This is a genomic window from Pseudoalteromonas sp. UBA6610, from assembly GCF_002433295.1.
Taxonomy (GTDB): domain Bacteria; phylum Pseudomonadota; class Gammaproteobacteria; order Enterobacterales; family Alteromonadaceae; genus Pseudoalteromonas; species Pseudoalteromonas atlantica.
On the sequence record NZ_DJHW01000060.1, the window covers coordinates 1 to 21,207 of the forward strand.

General features: G+C 39.6%; 17 protein-coding genes. 8 read left to right on the forward strand and 9 right to left on the reverse strand.

Annotation, left to right across the window (positions count from 1 at the left end; genetic code table 11):
• The first annotated feature begins 245 nt into the window (after positions 1-245).
• The gene (locus B4F91_RS07710; protein WP_273588423.1) at positions 246-671 is read left to right on the forward strand and encodes a MarR family winged helix-turn-helix transcriptional regulator; all 426 of its coding nucleotides are present in this window, start codon (positions 246-248) and stop codon (positions 669-671) included.
• Between the two features lie 123 nt (positions 672-794).
• Here the strand turns inward: B4F91_RS07710 and B4F91_RS07715 are convergent, their stop codons facing one another.
• A complete protein-coding gene (locus B4F91_RS07715; RefSeq protein ID WP_288635528.1) occupies positions 795-3,911 on the reverse strand; it encodes a TonB-dependent receptor in 3,117 nt (1,038 codons plus the stop codon).
• A gap of 330 nt (positions 3,912-4,241) precedes the next feature.
• On the reverse strand, positions 4,242-5,087 hold the full coding sequence (locus B4F91_RS07720; protein WP_286936345.1) for a S1/P1 nuclease: 846 nt from the start codon (positions 5,085-5,087) through the stop codon (positions 4,242-4,244).
• 233 nt (positions 5,088-5,320) lie between these two features.
• Here B4F91_RS07720 and B4F91_RS07725 point away from each other — a divergent pair, with 233 nt between their 5' ends.
• Together B4F91_RS07725 and B4F91_RS07730 are read left to right on the forward strand one after the other, a co-directional pair.
• Positions 5,321-6,202 carry a hypothetical protein gene (locus B4F91_RS07725; protein WP_004588735.1) on the forward strand — a complete coding sequence of 294 codons (882 nt, stop codon included), beginning with the start codon at positions 5,321-5,323 and terminating at the stop codon, positions 6,200-6,202.
• Positions 6,195-7,139 (forward strand): hypothetical protein, encoded by a 945-nt coding sequence (locus B4F91_RS07730; protein WP_167381774.1) that lies wholly within the window; start codon positions 6,195-6,197, stop codon positions 7,137-7,139. The genes B4F91_RS07725 and B4F91_RS07730 overlap by 8 nt, the downstream gene beginning before the upstream one ends.
• Before the next feature lie 41 nt (positions 7,140-7,180).
• Here the strand turns inward: B4F91_RS07730 and ushA are convergent, their stop codons facing one another.
• Positions 7,181-8,803 (reverse strand): bifunctional UDP-sugar hydrolase/5'-nucleotidase UshA, encoded by a 1,623-nt coding sequence (gene ushA / locus B4F91_RS07735; protein WP_138579101.1) that lies wholly within the window; start codon positions 8,801-8,803, stop codon positions 7,181-7,183.
• A gap of 290 nt (positions 8,804-9,093) precedes the next feature.
• Between ushA and B4F91_RS07740 the strand changes: the two genes are divergently transcribed.
• On the forward strand, positions 9,094-9,852 hold the full coding sequence (locus B4F91_RS07740; protein ID WP_248443895.1) for a peptidylprolyl isomerase: 759 nt from the start codon (positions 9,094-9,096) through the stop codon (positions 9,850-9,852).
• A gap of 48 nt (positions 9,853-9,900) precedes the next feature.
• On the opposite strand, the gene B4F91_RS07745 is transcribed toward B4F91_RS07740, so the two are convergent.
• Positions 9,901-10,320 carry an MAPEG family protein gene (locus B4F91_RS07745; RefSeq protein WP_286937314.1) on the reverse strand — a complete coding sequence of 140 codons (420 nt, stop codon included), beginning with the start codon at positions 10,318-10,320 and terminating at the stop codon, positions 9,901-9,903.
• A gap of 168 nt (positions 10,321-10,488) precedes the next feature.
• Between B4F91_RS07745 and B4F91_RS07750 the strand changes: the two genes are divergently transcribed.
• Positions 10,489-13,380: an insulinase family protein gene (locus tag B4F91_RS07750; RefSeq protein ID WP_286937315.1), complete on the forward strand. Its 2,892-nt coding sequence runs from the start codon at positions 10,489-10,491 to the stop codon at positions 13,378-13,380.
• A gap of 114 nt (positions 13,381-13,494) precedes the next feature.
• On the opposite strand, the gene B4F91_RS07755 is transcribed toward B4F91_RS07750, so the two are convergent.
• Positions 13,495-14,877 (reverse strand): Na+/H+ antiporter NhaC family protein, encoded by a 1,383-nt coding sequence (locus B4F91_RS07755; protein WP_286937316.1) that lies wholly within the window; start codon positions 14,875-14,877, stop codon positions 13,495-13,497.
• A gap of 286 nt (positions 14,878-15,163) precedes the next feature.
• Here B4F91_RS07755 and B4F91_RS07760 point away from each other — a divergent pair, with 286 nt between their 5' ends.
• A complete protein-coding gene (locus B4F91_RS07760; protein ID WP_286937318.1) occupies positions 15,164-15,664 on the forward strand; it encodes a GNAT family N-acetyltransferase in 501 nt (166 codons plus the stop codon).
• Here B4F91_RS07760 and B4F91_RS07765 read toward each other — a convergent pair.
• Genes B4F91_RS07765 through B4F91_RS07775 form a run of 3 tightly spaced genes read right to left on the reverse strand, consistent with a single transcriptional unit; the run spans position 15,661 to position 19,087 of the window.
• Positions 15,661-16,269: a PqiC family protein gene (locus tag B4F91_RS07765; protein ID WP_286937319.1), complete on the reverse strand. Its 609-nt coding sequence runs from the start codon at positions 16,267-16,269 to the stop codon at positions 15,661-15,663. The genes B4F91_RS07760 and B4F91_RS07765 overlap by 4 nt on opposite strands.
• Positions 16,269-17,924, reverse strand: a complete 1,656-nt coding sequence (gene pqiB, locus B4F91_RS07770) for an intermembrane transport protein PqiB (protein ID WP_029771939.1) — start codon at positions 17,922-17,924, stop codon at positions 16,269-16,271. The genes B4F91_RS07765 and pqiB overlap by 1 nt, the downstream gene beginning before the upstream one ends.
• Before the next feature lie 17 nt (positions 17,925-17,941).
• Positions 17,942-19,087, reverse strand: a complete 1,146-nt coding sequence (locus B4F91_RS07775; RefSeq protein WP_286937341.1) for a paraquat-inducible protein A — start codon at positions 19,085-19,087, stop codon at positions 17,942-17,944.
• Positions 19,088-19,254: 167 nt separating this feature from the next.
• Here B4F91_RS07775 and B4F91_RS07780 point away from each other — a divergent pair, with 167 nt between their 5' ends.
• Entirely contained in the window at positions 19,255-19,980 is a 726-nt protein-coding gene (locus tag B4F91_RS07780) for a substrate-binding periplasmic protein (protein WP_286937321.1), read from the forward strand.
• Between the two features lie 24 nt (positions 19,981-20,004).
• Here B4F91_RS07780 and B4F91_RS07785 read toward each other — a convergent pair whose 3' ends face one another.
• Positions 20,005-20,826 carry a thioesterase family protein gene (locus B4F91_RS07785; RefSeq protein ID WP_138579089.1) on the reverse strand — a complete coding sequence of 274 codons (822 nt, stop codon included), beginning with the start codon at positions 20,824-20,826 and terminating at the stop codon, positions 20,005-20,007.
• 241 nt (positions 20,827-21,067) lie between these two features.
• Here B4F91_RS07785 and B4F91_RS07790 point away from each other — a divergent pair.
• A partial coding sequence (locus tag B4F91_RS07790; protein ID WP_288635532.1) for an Hsp70 family protein occupies positions 21,068-21,207 on the forward strand: 140 nt, incomplete at its 3' end.

Here is a 21,207-nt window from a genome sequence, read left to right on the forward strand (position 1 = left end):
TTATTCTTACATGGATGTAAGTCATTAGAATAACGCAGGAGCAGTTATCGAGGCCACTAGGTTACAAACCTCGCGCCGCGATTAAATGGCCCCTAGATTGAACAAATTTCAATCCTGAAAGGTCAACAGGCCCTAATTAGTTTAAAGTACTCTCAAGTGAGAGTAATTTCAAATGGGCGCATGTTTTAGCCTGTAAATAAAAATGCACAGTTTTCACAGTGTGTAAATGCGATGAGAAAGTAATAATGGAAATAGATCTAGAGCAGTTTTTGCCCTATCAGTTGAACCAAATGGCAAATCTCATAAGCGATGATTTTGCGCGTGTTTATCAGCAAAAATACAACTTAACCATCCCTCAATGGCGGGTGTTGGCAAACTTAGCACAATATGGCAAAAGCAATGCAAAAGATTTATGTACTCAGGCCAATATGGACAAGTCAACGGTTTCGCGAGTTATAAAATCATTGCTGCAAAGAGGGTATGTTGAAGCACAACTAAATCAGCAAGATAAGCGAGTGACGCAGGTTATGTTAAATGAGCAGGGCAATGCAATTTACAAGCTCATAGCACGTGATTCACAAAATTGGGAAGGGCAATTAGCTGAAAAATTTAGTAAGCAGCAACAAGTCCAATTGCTAAATTTACTAAAAGAGCTTAAAGGTGCCTTATAAAATCAATCCGCAATAATACTTAATCATTTTGAGGGGATAAATAGATCATTTAATTAAGCTGGTTGGTAAAAAAAAGCCCATCAAAAGATGGGCTTTAATTAGTCGTTTTTTACGCTAATGCGATTAGAAAGTGTAACGAACACCTACACGCATTTGCCATAATGACGCATCAGATTGTACTGATGTATTTGCGTTGTTTTCATTAAAGCCTGAGTAAACGTAACGGCCTTGCTCATCAATCGTTGTAGAAATCATGCTAGCGCCAACGAAAGGACCTTTTTTAAGTACGCCCCAATCATCGTTTAATAGGTTAGTTAAGTTATCAATTACGAAGAACGCTTCACCTTTATGGCCATCCATAAAGCCTGGTAATTCTTGAGTAACTTTAAAGTTAAATTTAACAAACCAATCTGAGTTTTCAGCATTACGGCCAGTGATTTCACCACGCTCTAAACCGTTAGACGCGATAAAGTCGTTAAACGCGTTAATTTCATCAGCGCTCATGTCGTAAACAACGTTAGGATCGTTTTCAAGTGGTACGTAAAGTAACTGACGGCTACCGTTCCAGTTGCTATCCCCGAAGTTACGATCGCTACCATCAAACGTGTAGCTGTATGGTAAGCCTTTGTATGCTTCACCGTATAGGTTAAAGCGAGTAGCAAAACCATCTACAAATTCATGAGAGTAGCCAAGCGTCATAGTAAAACGATGTGGAATTTCGTAATCAGATGATGCAACACCAGGGTTACCAGGATCAGTTAGCGCAATGTTACCGTAGTTTGAGCCAGCAACAGAGCTTGTCATTGGGTTAACATCGTCTGAATCTGTGTATGCGTAACCAAAGTTAACGCTTACGCCATTATCAAACATTTTGCTTACTGCTAATGAAATAACAGATGAATCACCGCTATCACCACTTACATTTGTAAGAAGGTACTCACCAGAGCGGCCTTCAATAGACTGGTAAAGAGGGCGACCATCAAATGTAGTTTCGCCCGAATCCTGAAGTGCGATGTCACGCATTAAGGCAGCATCTTTCTTCTTAGAGTATAAGTAATCAAGTGAAATTACATACTCGTTTTCAGTTGTGTATGTTGCACCAATTGAGTATTTCCACTCTGAAGGAATTTCAAAATCTGGGTCAACAGCGTTTGTTGCTGAATCACCTGAGCCGATAACAGTGTTAGCAACTTCATCAAACATCTCTTGCGGTACTTCAAAACCAGGCGCGCCGCCATTTACGTTTGGCGTGTTGAATAAATCAACTGGGCTGCGGAATGTACCGATGTTTGTAATACCATCGTTAGAGTAAGAGTTAGATAACCAAACATTTGGGTTACCACCAGAGAATAAGCCAACACCAGCACGAACTTCTAACTCGTCTGTTGCATACCACTGGAAGCCAACACGTGGTTGAAGTAAATCAATACCATCGAACGTGCTTTGGTTACTAAAGCCGTAGCGGTCAGTAAAGTTTTGGTTGAAGTTAGGTACGTCATCACTTGTGTATTTATCGTAACGTAAACCAAACGTGATGTTTGCATCTAAGTCTGTAAATGCGTATTCATCTTGTACATAAAACGTATGCTGAGCGTATGAAAAGCTTGCAGCTGCATCGTTTGGATCGTTAGTCGCTGCAGCATTATTGTAGTAAACACGGTCAGCTAAGCCATCTTCAAAATCATCGATTGAATCAAAACGATATTCACCTTCAGTATGCTGTACGAATAAGTTAAATACGTCTAACTCTTCAAACTCATAACCAGCAGTAATTGTGTGTTGGTCAAGGTAGTAAGTACCCGCTACTTTAAATGTAGTGGTATCGTAATCTAAATCATTTGATTGACGAGAGTCATCTGGACCAATGTAAACCGTACCACCATCTTCTGTACGAATTTGCATTTCGCCAAAGCTGCTAGCAGCATCAAGTGACTGTACCGTTGCGTCTAATTCTGATTTACCAATACGAACTTCAGTTGAAAAGTCATCTGACCAATCTGAGTAAACAGAACCAATAATTGATGTGAATTCTGCACTTTGGTCGTAAAAGTGGTTAGATAATGAAACACGGCTAGAACCAGTATCAGACTGTGAAACCGTATTACCATCGTTGTAGTTATAGATTAAGTTTGCACGGTGATCTTCGTTGATGTTCCAATCTAATTTAACTAAGATTTTTTCATCTTCAACAGGCATACTTGAAGGAGTACCGCCTACGTCATAGCCATATACAGATTGAGCTACACTTGTAATACGAGCAATATCATCTGCAGTTACACTGCCGCTGCTTAAACCGTCGTAGTTAAACTGTTGCACACCTTCAAGCTTTTCGTATGAAGTGAATAAAAATAGTTTATCTTCGATTAACGGTAAGCCAACGTTAAAGCCGTAACGTTTTTCGGTGTAGTTACCGTTATCAACGTCTTCGCCTTCAATTTCGTCGCCTTTGAATGAATCACTTGTGAAATCGTAGAAGATGCCACCGTGAACTTCATTACCACCAGATTTTGTTACCGCATTAATGTTACATGAGGTAAAACCACCGTACTGTACGTCAAATGGTGCTAGCTCAGCTGAAACTTGCTCAATTGAATCAAACGAGAAAGGGGCACGAATAGTAGGGTAACCGTTAGAGCTTAAACCAAAGTTATCGTTCATACGAACGCCATCTAGCGTTAAGCTGTTGTAACGAGGGTTACCACCACCACAGTTGATTGAACCGCGGCTATCATCAATTGTGATACGCGGGTCAATACGAATGATATCTTTTAAATCACGGTTAATAGCAGGCGTGTTTTCAAGATCAGTTAAAGTAAATGTAGACGCTGGGCCAGTACCACCAGACATAGAGCTGATAGGTGCACCTGTTACTACAATTTGCTCCATGCTTGATTGTGGCTCAAGTGCAGCATTTACTGGGTAATCGTTACCAATGTTTAGGATAATGTTATTAAATTCTTGATCAGCATAAACATCAGAATCAACGATTACCTTGTAAGGACCACCAACACGAAGGCCTTTAGCAGTAAAGTAACCTGCATCGTTTGCTTCTGTTGTTTTAACTGAGCCAGACGGTACGTGTAAAATTGTTATTTTGGTACCTGGAGCTGGGTTACCGTTTGGACCGGTAATTTGACCCTTAATCGCAGAGGTTGTTTCGTTGGCGAATGCAGCGCCACTTACACTTACACACGCAGCGATAGCAAGTGAGAGTGCTGTTTTTTGAAGTTTAGTCTTCATTTTCATTTCCCGTGAAAGTTATAATTAAATTGTTATTTTAAGTAGTATAAAGTCAGCAGCGTTGTTGAATTTATACTCTTGTAATATGCAAAATTAATTTGCACAATTTATACTTGTATACTTAACTAAATTTGGATTAATTACTTATTGTTATGTTACCGCCGTTATGTGACAGTATTATGAAATGCAAACTTTATAATTCCTTTTACAATTAATTATTTACATTTTGTAATTAATACATTTTTAGCTGTATTATTTTAGCTATACTCCAAACCGTGTATAAACATAAATTAATTCCCGTGTGTAGGTTTTTTATTTATAGGTTGATTGTTATTTTGTCGTTATTTTTAATTTTTTATTGTCATCTGACGAATCAAATAAATAGTTCAATACACCCGCAAGCCTAACGCCTGCTTTTTGCAAACGCTGCTTAACAAGCGGATTGTATTTGAAAACATAACTATAGCTCACTTCATCACTGGTTGAGGTATAAATATCTTCGGCCAGTTTGTGAGATTCCATCAGCCAAGTAGTAGGGCTGCTGTTTAAGTATGTTTTAATTAATGCTGCATCGTCGGTATCTATAAACTTAGCGTATTCAGTGTAAGCTAAGTTTTCATTTTCTATTAATCCAGTGTCCCAAAGGCTGTGCAAATTGGTTTCGTTGTCAAAAAAATCAACTTTAATTAAATTGCCGCCTCTATCTTCACTTCGCCCAGCATGAAATGGTTGATGGCTGTCGCCAACCAAGTGAACTAAAAACTTTAAAGCAAACTGTTTTTCATTAAGGGAAGAGGTAGATGACTGAAGTGTATTAATAGAGAAGTAAATACCTTCTAGAATATTTGTAACATCGTTTTTGCTGTGTGTATGTGCGTGATTTAGAGAAAGTGTTTTATTTTTAGGAAGATTTATGTAGTGCCAGCGTGAAGATTTTTTACGCCAAAATAGTTCAGGACTAGATCGCATTTCATCTGCCCAAGTAGAAATTTGAGATAGGGATTGTCCTTCTAATAGTGGCAACAGGTTATGCACTGCTTCGTCACTCAAATGTTGCTCAGCAATATGCCCAACAATTCGATGACCATTTTGACCCCACGCATACGCTTTAGAAGTTGTAAAAACAGCACCAATTATTAACGTTGTTGCTACGAGAGTAGCAATTTTAATGCGCATCAATGTTTCCTGCATTTATTTTTATTCACCTATTAGCTGGTGTAAACATTGTGATTGTTTTTGCTAAATATAGAAAGGAGTCAAGAGTATTCATTATTTCTTATTCATAATCACATTAAATCAATAACTTACCTTTGATAGGTAAAATTACTTGTTGTAATAAGTAAATAATATTGTTCAAATAAAGCCTTAGCGTTGTTAGGTACATCTTATTGATGGGGTTTGGAAAGGTCATGTTACATAAACTGTCGTTTGTTACACTTTTGTTTCTGGTTATGGTTGCTGCATGGTCTGTTGGAAAGGTGAGCGTTAAAAGTGATGAAATAAATTTCCCGGAACTAATAAAAACGTCAACACAATGTTATACAACAGCCAGTGAAAACAAAAATCAGCTTATTGTATTTACGCCATCGCAAAGCGTGGCAGAGAAGCTTACAGAGTCTCTATGCCTTGATACCGTGGTAACGAAACAATACGGTTCAGTTAAAGGTTACTGGGGTGACAGTACAACGGAAAGCTTCGATTTTGTCGGCAAAGGGATTGCAGACCTCGTACTTGCAAAAAATAATATAATGGACGCCTTTAATGCAGAGCTAACTTATAACTATCAATCTGTGGTGGGCTTTTCTGATTACACCGCATTTTTTATCTCCTCAAAAGAAAAACCACGCTTAACAAAACAATACTTTTTAGATAAGCGTATAGGCTTATTAGATTACCCTACAAGCCGCTCTGGCCATATACTTCCAAAGAAAATGTTTAAAGATTTAAATATCAACTTAGCCAATTTAGATATTACTTACGCCAGTTCGCACAGCGAGCTTCGTGACTTATTAGCTAATGGGCAGGTCGATATTATTGCGTCTTTTTGGAAAGAAAGTGATGCTGCTCGTTTTTCAAAAAATTATATAACCCCTTTAAGTAATAAAATTTCAGGTTCGCGCTGGTATCTAAAAATGCAGCAAAACAATACAGACCTTTTATGTGCTGTACAGCGTCATATTCTTGATATGTCAAAGGAGCAAACACTGAGTTATTACAAAGAGGCGCAATCGTACTGGGATTGCAGTTCAGAGCAGGTAACAGCTAAAGATGAGAGCGTTAAAAATGGATAAGTATAAATATGTTTTTTTTGGCTGCGCTGTTTTTATTATTAACTGTTTAGTGTTTTATGTGTCTGTAATAAATGAGCAGAGTGACGCTATTAAACGCCAGGTTATTGAAACCGAAAAACAAGTTGCGCTGGATTTACCGTTAATTGCGCTCTCTAATGAGCTTTTAAAGCACTCGGGTAACCAACATGCAGTGCAAGACTACTTATTAAAGCTCAACGGCTATTTAGACAATAACCTTCGCTTAGTTAAAATTGTGCCAAAATCTGCTAAACCTTTAACTTTAAAGCCAAACCAGTTTATAAGAACACTCAAGTCGAGCACTACCCATGTCTCTTTAGTGTTTGAGAAAAACGCACATTTTTGGTCAGAAAACAGGTTTTTGATTTGCTTGTTATTTTTGGTTTTGAGTATTTTATTTAGCAAATGGCTGAAGTCTATTATAGGTATGCCTGTAGATGCTAAAGGCCCATCATTAAACGCTGATACTGACTTAGGGAAACCAAAAGAGCTGGCATTGATCATTGATTTAAACACTAAAACACTCAGTAATAGTTATATGCCTGAGGCTACAGTGTGTTTAGCTAACAAACCGTTATGCTTTTATTTAGCATTAATAGAGTTTTGTCGTGATAATAAAGATGTTGTGCTAAATCAAAATAAATACGTGCCAGATGAGCTTATAGAGCTTGCTAATAAGTACTTTTATAGGTTGATTGAGCTTGGGCATACTATACGCAAGCGGCCAAATTTTAATAGCAGCTTAGAAAAAACCCTCAGTGAAATTCGTGCAGCCCTAGACGAAGTCTTAAACGAACACCCTGATATGAAAGATATTTATTATCCGCCTAAAGCATATGGCGAGGGCTCTCGCTCACGTTTACACAGTTACGGTTTAATAAATATTGCAAAGGGAAACATAGAAATAAAAGGAAAGTAGTCAGCTACTTTCCTTAAACATTATCTTTTAATAACGTTTTGTTATTTAGGTGCAAACTGCGCAGCTTTAAGTGGACTATTTTGCGATACAAAGGTTTTAAGTGCCTGGGCATCGGTTTCATCTGTGCTCACAAACCCTTTGAGTTTATTAATAGCAGGGTAACCGTCACCACCTGATGCGTTATAGCTATTTAAACTCATACGGTAAGTTTTATTTTCATCAAGTGGCTTACCATCAATGAGTACACTGACTAATTTGCCATTTTTACGGGTAAACGCTAATTTGTGATATTGCAAATAGGCACCTGCATCAACAGGGAAGCTGGTCACTGTTTCTAAGTAGTTCCATAAATCACGCCCTTGCCAGTCCATGTAAGTAATGCGGTTTTTAAACGGGTGTACTTTTAAAATATCTTTATAGCTAATATCGCCAGCTTCAATAGAGCTCCTTATTCCGCCACCACTAATCAGGCCAAAGTCGGCGCCAACAACATTCATTTGTGCCTGTATAATCACACGCGCTAAATTAGTTTGTTGGTAACGCACCTTGTTTCTATCGCCCTCTAAACGCGCATCAACACTGCCAATTTTACCTGCAATTTGTTTTGCGCCTTTTGCTTGGTAACTTGCTAAAAAAGCTTCTAGGGTCGGATCGGGTTTAATGTATTCGTTGGCTAATACTTGTTTACTAGACCCGTCGGCTTGAATTTCATCAACATATAAATTAACTGGCAGCAATTTATAATCGAGTAGGGTGAGCTTTTCGTTTTCTAGCTTAAACTCTGCCTTACCCACATACTTGCCCCACTCATGTGCTTGCATAATCCATGTGCCGTTTTGCTGATCGGGCTTACACGCAAGACCGGGTTTAAAGTTATCGTCATTTTTATTTTTAGCTGCCATACAAACCGGCTCTTGCGAGTGACCACCAATAATCATATCTAAGGTATTAGCGGGTAAAGAGCGGGCAAGTGTGACATCGCCCGGGGCATTAATCCCAAAGTTTGCATCTACATAATGGCCCATGTGAGTAAGTGCAATAGTGATATCGGGGTTGTATTGCTCATTAATTTTTTTAGCGAGAGCTGCCGTCACATCAACGGGGTCTTTAAATTCTAAATGGCCAATATATTGTGGGTTAGCTATTTTAGCGGTGTCTGTAGTGGTAAGTCCTATAACCGCAATTTTTAAGCCCCCCTTTTCAAAAATTTTATAGCCTTGAAATGCGCTTTCCCCAGTTGCTTTATCAAAAATATTTGCAGACAGTAAAGGAAAGGTAGCCCATTGTTGCTGCTTAGTTAAAACGCTCAGTGGGTTATCAAATTCATGGTTACCAATGGCCATAGCATCGTAACCGAGTAACGACATTCCCTTAAAATCAGGCTCTGCGTGTTGTAAGTCTGACTCAGGTATACCGGTGTTAATATCACCGCCAGAAAGCAGCAATACTGCATGGCCTTGCTGTTGAGCTTTGTTACGTAAAGCGTCAATTAACGTTTTACGCGCCGCCATACCATATTCACCTTTTTCGTTATGCCAAAAGCGCCCGTGATTATCGTTAGTATGTAATACAGTAATATACTGTGGGGCAGTGGAGGTGTTTAAAGGTGAGTTTGTACAACCTATAACAGATAAAATAACTGAAAATAAAATAATTATACGCATGAAATACCCATTTATTATGGTGTGCTTAATTTATTAGGCGGTTAGTTTAAACTAATTTAGCGATAAATAACGTACTTATTTTATACTTTTTTATATTCGATTTTTAAAAGTAATATTAAATTATTAAATGCTTTTACACAAAGCGAATACAGCGAGTGTTATTTAAAAGAATATGTAATGAAGTGTAACTAAAAGGGTGTTAATTGTAGTTGTGCCTTCTAAATGCTTTTCCTTGGCGTATAGTGTGGATTAACACTTAATTTAAATAACAATAACAAAAAGGACTCATAATGAAAAAGTGCCTGATTGGCTCACTACTTGCGTTTTCGTGCTTTACTAGCCAAGCCACTATTGTTGAAATGCAAACTTCGCACGGGGTGATAGAGCTTAACTTGTTTGATCAACAAGCCCCCAATACGGTTGCTAACTTTTTAAGTTATATTGAAGATGACGCGTATAACCAAACCGTAATACACCGCTCAGTCAGCGACTTTGTAATACAAGGCGGTGGCTTTACATTTACCGACGAATTAGTGCCAATAACCACCAAGCCTGCTGTTGTTAATGAGCCTGTTTTATCTAATGTGAAGGGCACAATCGCGATGGCTAAATTAGCCAACGATGAAAACAGCGCAACGAGCCAGTGGTTTTTTAATATGGTTGATAATAGCGAAGCGCTTGATACCCAAAATGGCGGTTTTACCGTATTTGGGCAAATTACAGCGCAAAGCCAAGCTACGCTCGATAATATTGCTGGATTGGTACACTGCGGCGATATCCCGTTGGTTGATATAACCAGTGAACAATGCTCAAGTAGCGATGTCGCTCTGAGCAGCGCTAACTTTGTAACTATTAACAGTGTGGTGGTATTAGATGACGACCCGCTTTCATCGGCCAACTTAAACCCAACAGCCAATACATTAATAAGCCAAGACGATTCATCAGCAGAGGCTGGCTCATCAAGCAGTTCGGGTGGGAGTATGGGTGTTGGTTTTTGCTTAATTGCACTGCTTGGTGTGGGTAAACGCTTAAAACGCGCTAAATACTAATTATGTGTTAAACAGTAAATAAAAAAGCGGCTAATTAAGCCGCTTTTACTAAAATGCTAAAATTCGCCAAACAATCGCGAGCCATAAAGCAAACACACTGGCGCAGCCTAGTAAAAAAACATTAAAGCGCATTCTTACATTATTACTGCCAATATGAATAACCGTATGCACAATACGCGAAATAACAAATAAGCACGCAAGCGCAGTAATTAAGTAGCTAGCGCTGTTAAGTTGCAATGCAACAATACAACCGATATAAAAAAGCACTGGTATTTCAAACTGATTGGTAAAGTTTCTATCTGCTACGCGTACGGTATCGCCTGCGTTATCAAGGCGCATGGTTTTAAAATCGCTCAACTGTAATTGTTTGTTTTTTGCAGCAGCAAAGCGTCGCTTGCCCATAATTAACATTACAACGAGCGATAACGTTACTTGTGCAAACATGGCGAGTATTATTATTTTTTCCATCCTATTTCCTTCGTTATTATTTTACTGACTTTAAGTATGCAGGTGTTTTTCACAATGTGTTACATAAATTAGTATTATTTTGTGGTAAACCCTTAATTGTTAGTGTTAATTTAGCTCTATTACGTTGTTTTGAGCGCATCCTAAGCGCAATTTTAATGGAAAAACAAAATGAAAAAAATTCTTGGTTTTAGCGTCATCGCTTTAGCAGTTTTAAGTGGCTGTACTAATACATCATCTACCCCATCGGTTGCTAGTTCTTCGCAAAGCTCCTTACTCTCAGACACATTAGTTGTAAGCCCAAATGATACGCGCGAATATAAAACCCTTACCCTCGAAAACGAAATAGAAGTAATTTTAGTCTCTGATCCAAGCGCTGAAAAATCAGCAGCCTCGCTAAGTGTAGGCGTAGGCTTACTACACGACCCTATGATGCAGCAGGGTATGGCACATTACTTAGAGCATATGCTTTTTTTAGGCACAGAGCGCTACCCCGATACAAAAGGCTACTCTGACTTTATGACCAAAAATGGCGGGGTAAATAATGCGTATACCTGGCTCGATATTACAAACTACATGTTTAAAATTAATAACGATGCCTTTGATGAAGCGCTAGACCGTTTTGCTGATTTTTTTAAAGCCCCTAAGCTGTACCCTGAATATACAGATAAAGAAAAAAACGCTGTAAATGCCGAGTGGTCAATGCGCCGCGAAATGGACTTTTTTGGCCAGTTTAAACTTGCCCGTAAAATGATGGGCGATCACCCGGCAAATCGCTTTTTAATTGGTAACCTAGAAACGCTAGGAGACAAAGAAGGCAGCCAATTACACAAAGAAACGGTCGACTTTTACAATAAATACTATTCATCTAACATCATGAAAGTGGCGCTTATTTCAAACTTGCCAATTGAGCAAATGGAGCAAAAAGCAAAAACTTATTTTGCCGATATCAAAAATAAACACATTGAAAAGCCAACCGTTACCGCAGAGCTTGATTTTGATAAAGCCGGTGGCAAAAAAGTATATTACTCACCTAATGAAGACGTAAAACAGCTGCAACTTGAGTTTACTATTAATAACAACAGCAGCGACTTTGCGGTTAAACCTAACCGTTATGTCAGTTATTTATTAAGTAATGAAATGCCAGGTAGCCCAGCACAATTACTACGCGACAAAGGCTGGGTATCGCAATTAACAGCATCTCCTTCTCCTAGCCAGTACGGCAATTACGGCGCGCTTACTATTTCGCTAGAATTAACCGATGAAGGCATGAAAAACCGCGAAACAATTGTCGCAACTATTATGCAATACATTGAACTGATTAAAAAAGAAGGTGTAGATGCTAAGTACTTTAATGAAATTCGTACATCACTTAGCAATCAATTTAAGTTTTTAGAAAAAGGCGATGAGTTTAGCTATGTCAGCGCGCTTACTGGTAGCATGCAAGATTACCCATTAAATCATGCCATTGATGCGCCTTACTATTATGCCAAATTTGACGCAGAGGCGATAAACGAAGTACTTAAGCAATTAAATGCTGATACGCTGCGCGTTTGGTATATTTCGCAACAAGAAGAAACCGACTCGCAACTGCATTTTTATGATGGTAAATACCGCATAGAAGATATTAGCGATGCCGAAATTGCCAGTTGGAAAACATCAAGCGAGTTTAAGCTTGCTTTACCAAGTGTAAATAACTTACTACCTGAAAGCTTTGCTATTAAAACAGCTGAGTTTAAAGAGCAGAAACACCCTGAACTGGCTTACGATAAAAACGGCGTAAAAGTATGGCGCCAAGCAAGCCAAAAATTTGCTGCCCAGCCAAAGGGGTTGGTTGAGGTATATATTAATACCCAACCAGGCTTAAATGATATTAATGCTGAAGTACTTTACTCAGTATGGGCCGACTTATATAACATTCAACAAAGCCAACTAAGCACCGAAGCCGCCATTGCCGGCATGAGTGTAAACCTTGCGCCAAGTAATGGTTTAGTTTTATCAATGAGTGGCTTTACCGATAAGCAAGATGTACTTTTAAAACAAGCGCTAAGCGGGTTAAAAGCCGACGTAACGGCACAAGCATTTACCCAAGCAATTGATCGCTACAAACGTGGCTTGTTAAATCAGCAAAAGCAATTTCCGTATGCACAAGCATTTGGCGCCTACTCAAAACTTATCCGCACAGGCAGCTTTGATACAGAGGCACTGATAAAAGCGGCAGAATCGTTAAGCGTTGCCGATTTAAACAAGCTAAAAACAGCCACATTTGCCACCAACGATTTACGTGTATTTAGCTACGGTAATTACAACCAACAAGATATAGAATCGATAGCCACTGAGTTAAGTGCCACTTTACCAAGCAATCATACATCGAGTGAGTTTGCGCGTAGTAAAGCATGGTTACCACAGCCAGGCGAAACGCGAGTATTGCAAAAAGATATTGATGTTGCCGATGTGGCAGTAGTTGATATGACCGTTCACCCAGTGCCAGGGTATAAACAAAAAGCGCAAGCTGCGGTGTTACAAAGCCACTTTAGAACCATTGCATTTGATAAAATGCGTACCGAAGAGCAACTTGCATACGCCGTAGGCGCGCTGGCTCGCCCAATAGAGGATTACTCGGCAATTGGCTTGTTTATTCAAACACCTGTTAAAGGACCAAAAGAAATACAGGCACGTTTTGATCAATTCAAAAAAGAGTACGCGGTAGAGCTTGATAATATGAGCTTAGATACTTTTGCTCAACTTAAAAATGCCACGCTTGTATCACTAAAAGAGCAGCCTAAAAACCTAAGCGATGAAATGGGGCCACTTATTACCGATTGGTATCGTGAAAACTTTAACTTTGACTCTAAGCAAAAGCTAATTGATGAAGTTGAAAAAGTAACGCTTGAAGATATTAAGCAGTACTACAAACAAACTATGTTAAACCCACAAGCCGCACGTTTAAATGTGCAGTTACGTGGTACTAAGTTTGTAGAAAGCGACTTTGCTGATTTACCAAATCAAACCAAAATTCAATCGCTTGAAACCTATTACAATGGTATTAAACTACAAAAATAAGCTATATTTATACGGCTAAACGAATACCAATCCGCTTAATTAAGTATTATTGTGGATTGGTAAAACACCCCAGTGTAGTACTACATTGGGGTGTTTTATTTGTATTAACTTAATTTATGCCATAACAATAAAGCCGACAACGGCAAGTGCCGCGGCAATTAATGTATAAGGCAGTTGTGTTACTGCATGGCTCATTAAATTACAGCCAGAGCCTTGTGCTGCAAGTACGGTAGAGTCTGAGTAAAAACAGGCTTGGCTACCAAATGATGAGGCCGATAACAACGCGCCAATAACCATCGGAATATTAGCATCAACGGCAGTTGCCAGTGGCATAACTATTGGGATCGACACAGCAAAAATACCCCAACTAGAGCCTGTAGCAAACGCTAACACTGCCATAGCAATAAATACCACCGCCGGTAAGTATTGGGCAGTCATGTACGGGCTCAAACTACCGATCACAAACTGCGCTAAGCCAATTAAGTCGCACACATCTTTAAATATAAATGCCGCTATTACAGTGCCAATAGCCGGTATCATGCTTTTAAAGCCATCAAGCATGCGCTCTATCATTTCGCTAAAGCTCATTAATTTTTGTAGTGCATAAAAAGGAAGCGTTACCGCCATAGTTGCCAATAAGCCTTTATATACATCTATTTCAAAGTAAACTGTAAAGGCTACTAGTAAAATTATAGGCAGTAAAAAGCTGTGCAATTTTCCTTTAGGGTCGGCATCTTCAAAGCTTTCTTCTACTGCTTTTACAGCGTATTCGTCGGCTGTTTGAATATCACTAAATTGCGCAGGGTCTACAGTGGCCTGCTCAACTTGTGCTAACCTTTCGGCTTTTTTCATAGGCCCAATAGCAGGTATTACACCCAGTACCACTAACAAAACCACCAATACTGCAAACCAGGCGTAAAACATATAAGGAATGGCTTGAATATATACCGCAATGCCTTTGCCTTCCTCGGCAATGCCGTTATCGACTAACAAGCCGCCAAAAAATACAGCCCAAGTCGATAAAGGGACAAGTACGCAAATAGGTGCCGCTGTTGAATCTACAACGTAGGCAAGCATTTCTCGGCTAACTTTAAATTTATCGGTAATGCGTTTCATCGTTTCACCAACGGTAAGCGCATTTAAATAGTCATCAATAAAAATAACCACACCTAAACAAAAGGTCATAAATAAAGAAGAGCGTTTACCTTTAGTGTATTTTAGCGCTAATTTGCCAAACGCCGACGCACCGCCAGTGCGCACTAATAAAGCGATTAAAGCGCCAAAGCCTCCGCACACGAGTATTAACCAACCTATGGTTTCGTCGGTCATTACTTTAAGTGATGTGCTGGCAAAGTTAGCAAGCACCTGAGCTGGGTCGGCTATTACTAAGCCAACTAAAGCGCCAATAAGTAAAGATAAAATAGGGCGGCGTAAAACAACAGCCAATACCACAACCACCGCTGGTGGCAGTAAACTTAATGCAGAAGGTTCAAGCATTTAAAGATTCACAAAATTAAAAGCATATTTAAATAATAAATTGCTTAACAAAAACAAAGCAGGTAATAGTTATTACGTGCCAAGTCACTGCTTTTGCCGCGTAGGGTGCTTTGCTGTTATGTTAAATTAATAGCGAAAGGGAAACGCGTTGGCTTTGGCGCCAGACGGTGCAAGAGAAGCATGCCGCTATTGTTGTGCCTGTAAAAACATCGGCGCAAAAATAATCCGGTTTTGTATTTCAGTCAATAAAAATTTACGTACAAAATAACTTTTTATAGGAGATAACGTGGAGGTCGTATTTAAAACCCAACGTTTATTATTGCGCTATGCAAATGAGCACGATGCAGCCATGTTACTTACTTTGGTGAATCAGCCAAATTTTATAAAATATATTGGCGATAAAGCCATTTATACGCACAGCGATGCCAAGCGTTACATTGAGCAATCGTTTAGGGCAGCCTATAAACACCAAGGGTTTGGCCCTTATATTATTACTTTACACAATGGTGAAGTAGTAGGAGTTGTGGGTTTTTATAAACGCGACGTACTGCAACTGCCAGATTTAGGTTTTGCCTTGTTAACCCGTTATGAGAAAAACGGTTATATTTTTGAAGCGGCCAAAGCGCTATTACAAAATAGGCACACACTTGGGATAAAGCAGGTAAGTGCTATCTGCGCAGCTAATAATACCGCATCTCAGTGTGTATTATTAAAGTTAGGTTTTAATAGGGTAGGCAAGGCGGTTATTAATAATGATAAAACCGCCGTAATTATATATGGTTATTAAAGACGCGCTTGCTCTATGGCTTTTGCTACGCTTAGGTTTATGTTTTGCCAAGTTTGCTCAAGGGTAGCCACTAAGCCATCGTAACCATCATCTTCTATTGGAACTACATGCGAAAAATTATGCACACTCATCAGGCGGCGGCCGGTTTCTGGGTGGGTGTAATATAAGCGCCAAAGACCAGAAATATCAGCGTTGCCTTGCATATCGCCATTAAAGTGGTGCACTTCATACTCAAGCTCGTAAAACGTTTGCTGATCAAGCTCGGTAATTACCGGTAAGCCCTTAATGACCATCCAATTAGGCATTGCATTAAAAAGGGTTTGTTGCGCTGTGGCTGTGAGCATCACATCGGGCGATTCACCCCATAGGTTGTAATTTGCCGCATGGATTTGGTTGCTATCAATTTTCATTGCTATACCCAAATTATTTAAAGCGCCTCTAAGGGCCACGGTTTGCACTCTTAATTGGGCATCAGTTTCTTTTACATGGCGTGATGATGAAGCAATGGGTTGTTCAAACTGATAATACTGCGTTGCGGTTTGAATTGACGCACTGCACCCTGCAAGGGTAACTAACACGGTTATGGCTAAAAATAAGTGTTTCATTATTGCTTCCTTGGTTGTGGATCAGCAGGGAGTGCTTTATCAAAAATAAACATATTAGGTTGTTCGTTTAAACCCCGTGTAAGCGGCTGAATTTCTTCACTTAAGCGTTTAAATTCAAGCAAGGTTTGCTGTAATTGATGATGAAACTCAGAGCCGGCCTGATAACTTGCCATGGTTTTATCAAATTGACGCATGGTCACTTCAAACTGCTCCATACTTTTGGTCATTTTATCAAAGTTACGGTTAAAGTCGCCGGGTAAGTTTTGGGTATCTTTTTGGCTTAATAACGCACGCATTTCGTTAGCAAGCGCTTGGTAGTCGCTAAATGTAGCCTGCATTTGTGCTAGGCTGTCTTCAATTTTTAAATCGTTTACCTTGTTAAGCACATCCGAGACCTGATCGGCAAGCACCGTAATGCCGCTAGAAATACTCGGAAATACATCATATTGGGCAAGCTTTGCTAAATGCGCTTTTGGTGCGTCGGGGTATATATCAAAATCTACATACACTGCACCAGTTAAAAGGTTGCCAGGTTTTAAAGAAGCGCGCATACCATTTTTTATCCAGCCGGTTAGGCTACTTTGCCAAAACTCTTTGGCCGCTGCGCTATCGTGATATAAACGACCATACTCTATTTTAATCAGTACCGGCACCGCCGTATTATGGTTTTTAAAATGTGCAGGTTTACCATTAACAATAACGTTAGCGGGGGCTTCTACCACGGTACCAATTCGGGTGCCGCGATATTCCACAGGCGCGCCGGGTCTTAGGCCACGTATAGATTGTTCAAAATCAATAATGTAGTAATCAAAGTCGTAAAAGCGCTCTTCTAGTGCTTCTTTGTAGCTTTGGCTTAGCGAAAAGTTGTGGCCGTCTTGGGCTAAGTCGCCTGGGGCTTGTTGCTCTGGTAAGCCAACCGAAATACCGCCTTTGAGGAGTTTACTTAATGAGCCGGTACTTATATTAATACCATCGGCCGACAAATCTATTTCAATGCCGGCATTAACCCAAAATATAGAGTTTAATGTTATGAGGTTTTGATACGGCTCGTTAATAAAAATACCGTACTTCATTGCTTGGTTTTTCCAGTCAAAAGTAGCGGTTTCTATTTGGCCTATTTTATAGTTTTTAAAAAATATCCCAGTGCTTACCTCTAGCACTTCAGCGTTGTAGCTGAGTAACTGAAAACGCCCACCTTTAACATCTTTACCAATAAGGGCTGGCTCGTCTTGTAATACAAAACGCTCTTTTAGTTTTTTACTCTCCCCCGGTGAAAACTCTAAATAAACACCCGACAAAAGCGTACTCATACCACTAATGCCCGTTTCGTCTATACGGGGTTTCACAACCCAAATTTTAGCATCGTCGGTGAGGAGCTCATTATAGTTTTTGTCTATTTGTGCGCGGGCAATAACGCTATCTTGCGAGTCAGAAAGGCGTATAGCATCAATTTGACCAATTTTAACACTGCGCACTTTTATTTCTGTTTTACCTGCAATAATGCCTTCTGCGTGGGGCATTTTTATATAAATAGTAGGGCCTACATTTGCTTGGTATTGATACAACATCCATATACCAACTAATAAGGCTATCAGTGGAATAATCCAAATAGCAGAAATTTTTGGTTTTGTTGTTACATTAGCCGTTTCGGTCATGCTTTATTCTCTGAATGTTAGTTTTTTGGTGTATCCCACAACAAGCGCGGATCAAACGCATGTGCAGCCATCATTTGGCATATTACCATAACAGTAAAAAATACAATGCCTAGCCCTGGGGTAATTGACATTAAGTTGCCTAGTTGCACTAAGGCAACGAGTATAGCAACAACAAATACATCGATCATTGACCATTTGCCAATAAATTCAGTAAGTTGATAAATTTTAGTATAGCCTTTAGTGTGCTTGTTAGCAGGTTTTGCCACCATAATGCATAAAAAGCTAAGCACAAAGGCTTTGGCCAGTGGCACCACTACGCTGGCCAAAAATATAATGGCAGCAATAGGGTAGGAACCACTTTTCCAAAGTGTCAGTACGCCGCCAATTAAGGTTGACGGTGACACATCACCCAGGCTGGTGGTGTGCATTATTGGTAATAGGTTTGCAGGTATGTAACACAGCACAGAGGTCACCAACCATGCCGTTGCTTTTTGAACACTGTTGGGGTTTCTTACATGGGTTTTAGTGTGACAACGCGGGCAAATACTACTTTTACATAGTTGATGGCATACGTGGCAAGCTTTAATGTTTTGATCAATAGCGCGCTTGGCATGTGCTGCGTCTTCAAGTGTTGTTGCTGGTTTAATATGTGCCCATAAGCGCGGCTTATTTAAATGGGCAAGCGCCGCAATATACATAATAACAAAGCCAATATATGCCCAAAAGCTGGTGCCAAAACTAATGTCGGCAAGCGACATAATTTTAACCATGCTTACTAACACGCCAATTAAAAATATTTCAGACATGATCCACGGCTCAAGGGCCAAGGTAAACTTGAGCAATCGCCTAGCAATGGCCTCAGGCAAGGATTGCAAAAGCCCAAGATGCATAGGAATAAGGATGATCAGTAAGCTCATTGGCAGCGCAATAATGCTTAAATCAATAAATAAGCCAAGTAACTCACTGTCGTAATTAAATAAAATTCGGGCAGCATCAGGCAGGGTGATGGTTTGCGTTATGCCGCTGCTACTAAATGAAATAAACGGGTAAAACATGCTGCTTAATAGCATTAGTAATGAGCCAATACTTAGCGCAACCACTTTACTGTCGTTGTTTACATTGCCTTCGCACAACTTATGGTGACAATGCGGGCACACGGCCATTTGCTTATCGGCTATTGCGGGTATATCAATTATTAGGTCGCAGCACGGGCAAATTGTTTGCAAGTTATAACCATCAAAGAAGAATGTTTACGCAATTTTGCTATATTTAAGTTATTAATACAACGCGATTCATCATTAAGCGCAATAACAATACGTTAAGGATAGATGTGAGGCTGTTATTACTTTGCTTTATTAGCTGTTTTTTTATAAGCCCGCCAGTGTCTGCCGCTTGGCAAAAACAGCCAATTGTGATTGCTGCCAGTGCGACTATTCCTCCCTATGTAATAGAAAAAACAGATACGGGTATACAACTTAATATAATTAAAGCGGCACTTATTGACCAAGGCTTAGATAATATTGTGGTTATTTACATGTCTAACAAGCGCGCCGAGCAGCAACTGCATAGCGGTAATGTGGATATACTGCTTAATTACGCAGGAAAGCGCGGCGCAGGTATTTACCCTAGTCAGCCAGTATTGAGTTATAAAAATGTGGCGGTATCACTTAAAAAGCGCAACTTTACTATTGAGACGATAAATGAGCTAAACAATAAAAGTGTTTTAGGATTTCAACATGCAACAGCTTATTTACCACCCCCATTTGCAAAAGGGGTTGCTCAGTTTGCAAGTTATGAAGAAGTAGTCAATCAGCGTGCGCAAGTCGATAGGCTAATGAAAGACTGGGTGGATGTAATTATCCTCGATGAGCGCATATTTCATTACTATAACCATGACTATGCGCACTCATTACCCGTTAATATTCACCCAATTTTTCCCAAAGCCCCACGCCCTGCTTATTTTAACAACCCAGTGCTGCAAAAAACATTTGATAAAGGCCTGCTAACTATAAAAGCAAAGGGAAAATATCAACAAATAATGAGTGGTTACCACTAAGCTCATTAGTAAGCTAAGCGGTACTTAATCAAACAAAGCAACGGTTTGACGTGTCAAAGCAATTAGCTCCCCCGATTGCGACCAAATACAGCCATCTTCTAAGCCATAACCCCCTTTAGCATGATGTGTAATTGCTTCAAAGCCTAACCATTCACCGGGTGTAAGCGTTGGTTCTTGCACAAATTCTAAATACCACGACATGCTACTTGCTGGAGCCGGCTGTTTAAACATTTGTAATAATGTAGGAGGCCATGCATCGGTAAGGGCTATTATATGTGCTTCGGTAATTGCCTCTGGGGTATGTTTAAAGCGCATCCAGCCGCCTAAATGCGAGGTCTGTGCAGCGCTAAAAGGCATAGCGCCTTGTTGCGGACATAAATCAACATGCTGAAAAAACTCAGGCATCTGCCCTTCAATAAACGGCAATGTATGACGTGCATCCACAGGCTTTAATCCCATTTCTTTACTAACCGGTACATTAACACCCGATTGCCTATCAATAGCAAAACACGCTTGGACAATAACGCACACTTGTTCACTCTGAATCACTTTAGCTAATACCTGAGTACTGCTTTTACCTTGGCGTAAAATTTCAACTGACAATGAAAAAGGCGTGTCGGCAAGCAGCGGCCCAACAAAATTAGTGCTTAAAGACAGTAATCGTCTACTTGGGTCAATGTGTTTTCTGATTGCTTGATAAAGTAGTGCAGCAGAAAGGCCACCAAAAGCGGTTCTACCTTGGCACCAATTAGCAGGAAACTCCATTGTATTGCTGTTATTGGCAAGCGAAGCCGAAGAAGAGCTTGAAATAGCAGAGGCTTGTTTTAATAAGTCATCAAAATGCATCGTTAATATCCTTGAAATTATCATTATCAGACATATATAGCACATAACAACTGGTCAGACTAGTTGTGTTAAATAGGTGTATTTGGCGTAAAAAACATCAAACCCTACTTTTATTAAGGTTTTTTGTTAAATAAATTACAAAAAATGAATTTTTTTTCATTTTTACAGTTGAATTAACTTTGTGGCATCCCTATTTACTAGTCATCGAACGTATTAACGAATTTGAAGTTGGAGAAGATTCATGGGTAAAATTATTGGAATCGATTTAGGTACTACAAACTCTTGTGTTGCAGTACTTGATGGTGATAAAGCACGTGTTATTGAAAATGCGGAAGGCGATCGCACAACCCCGTCTATTATTGCTTACACGCAAGACGGTGA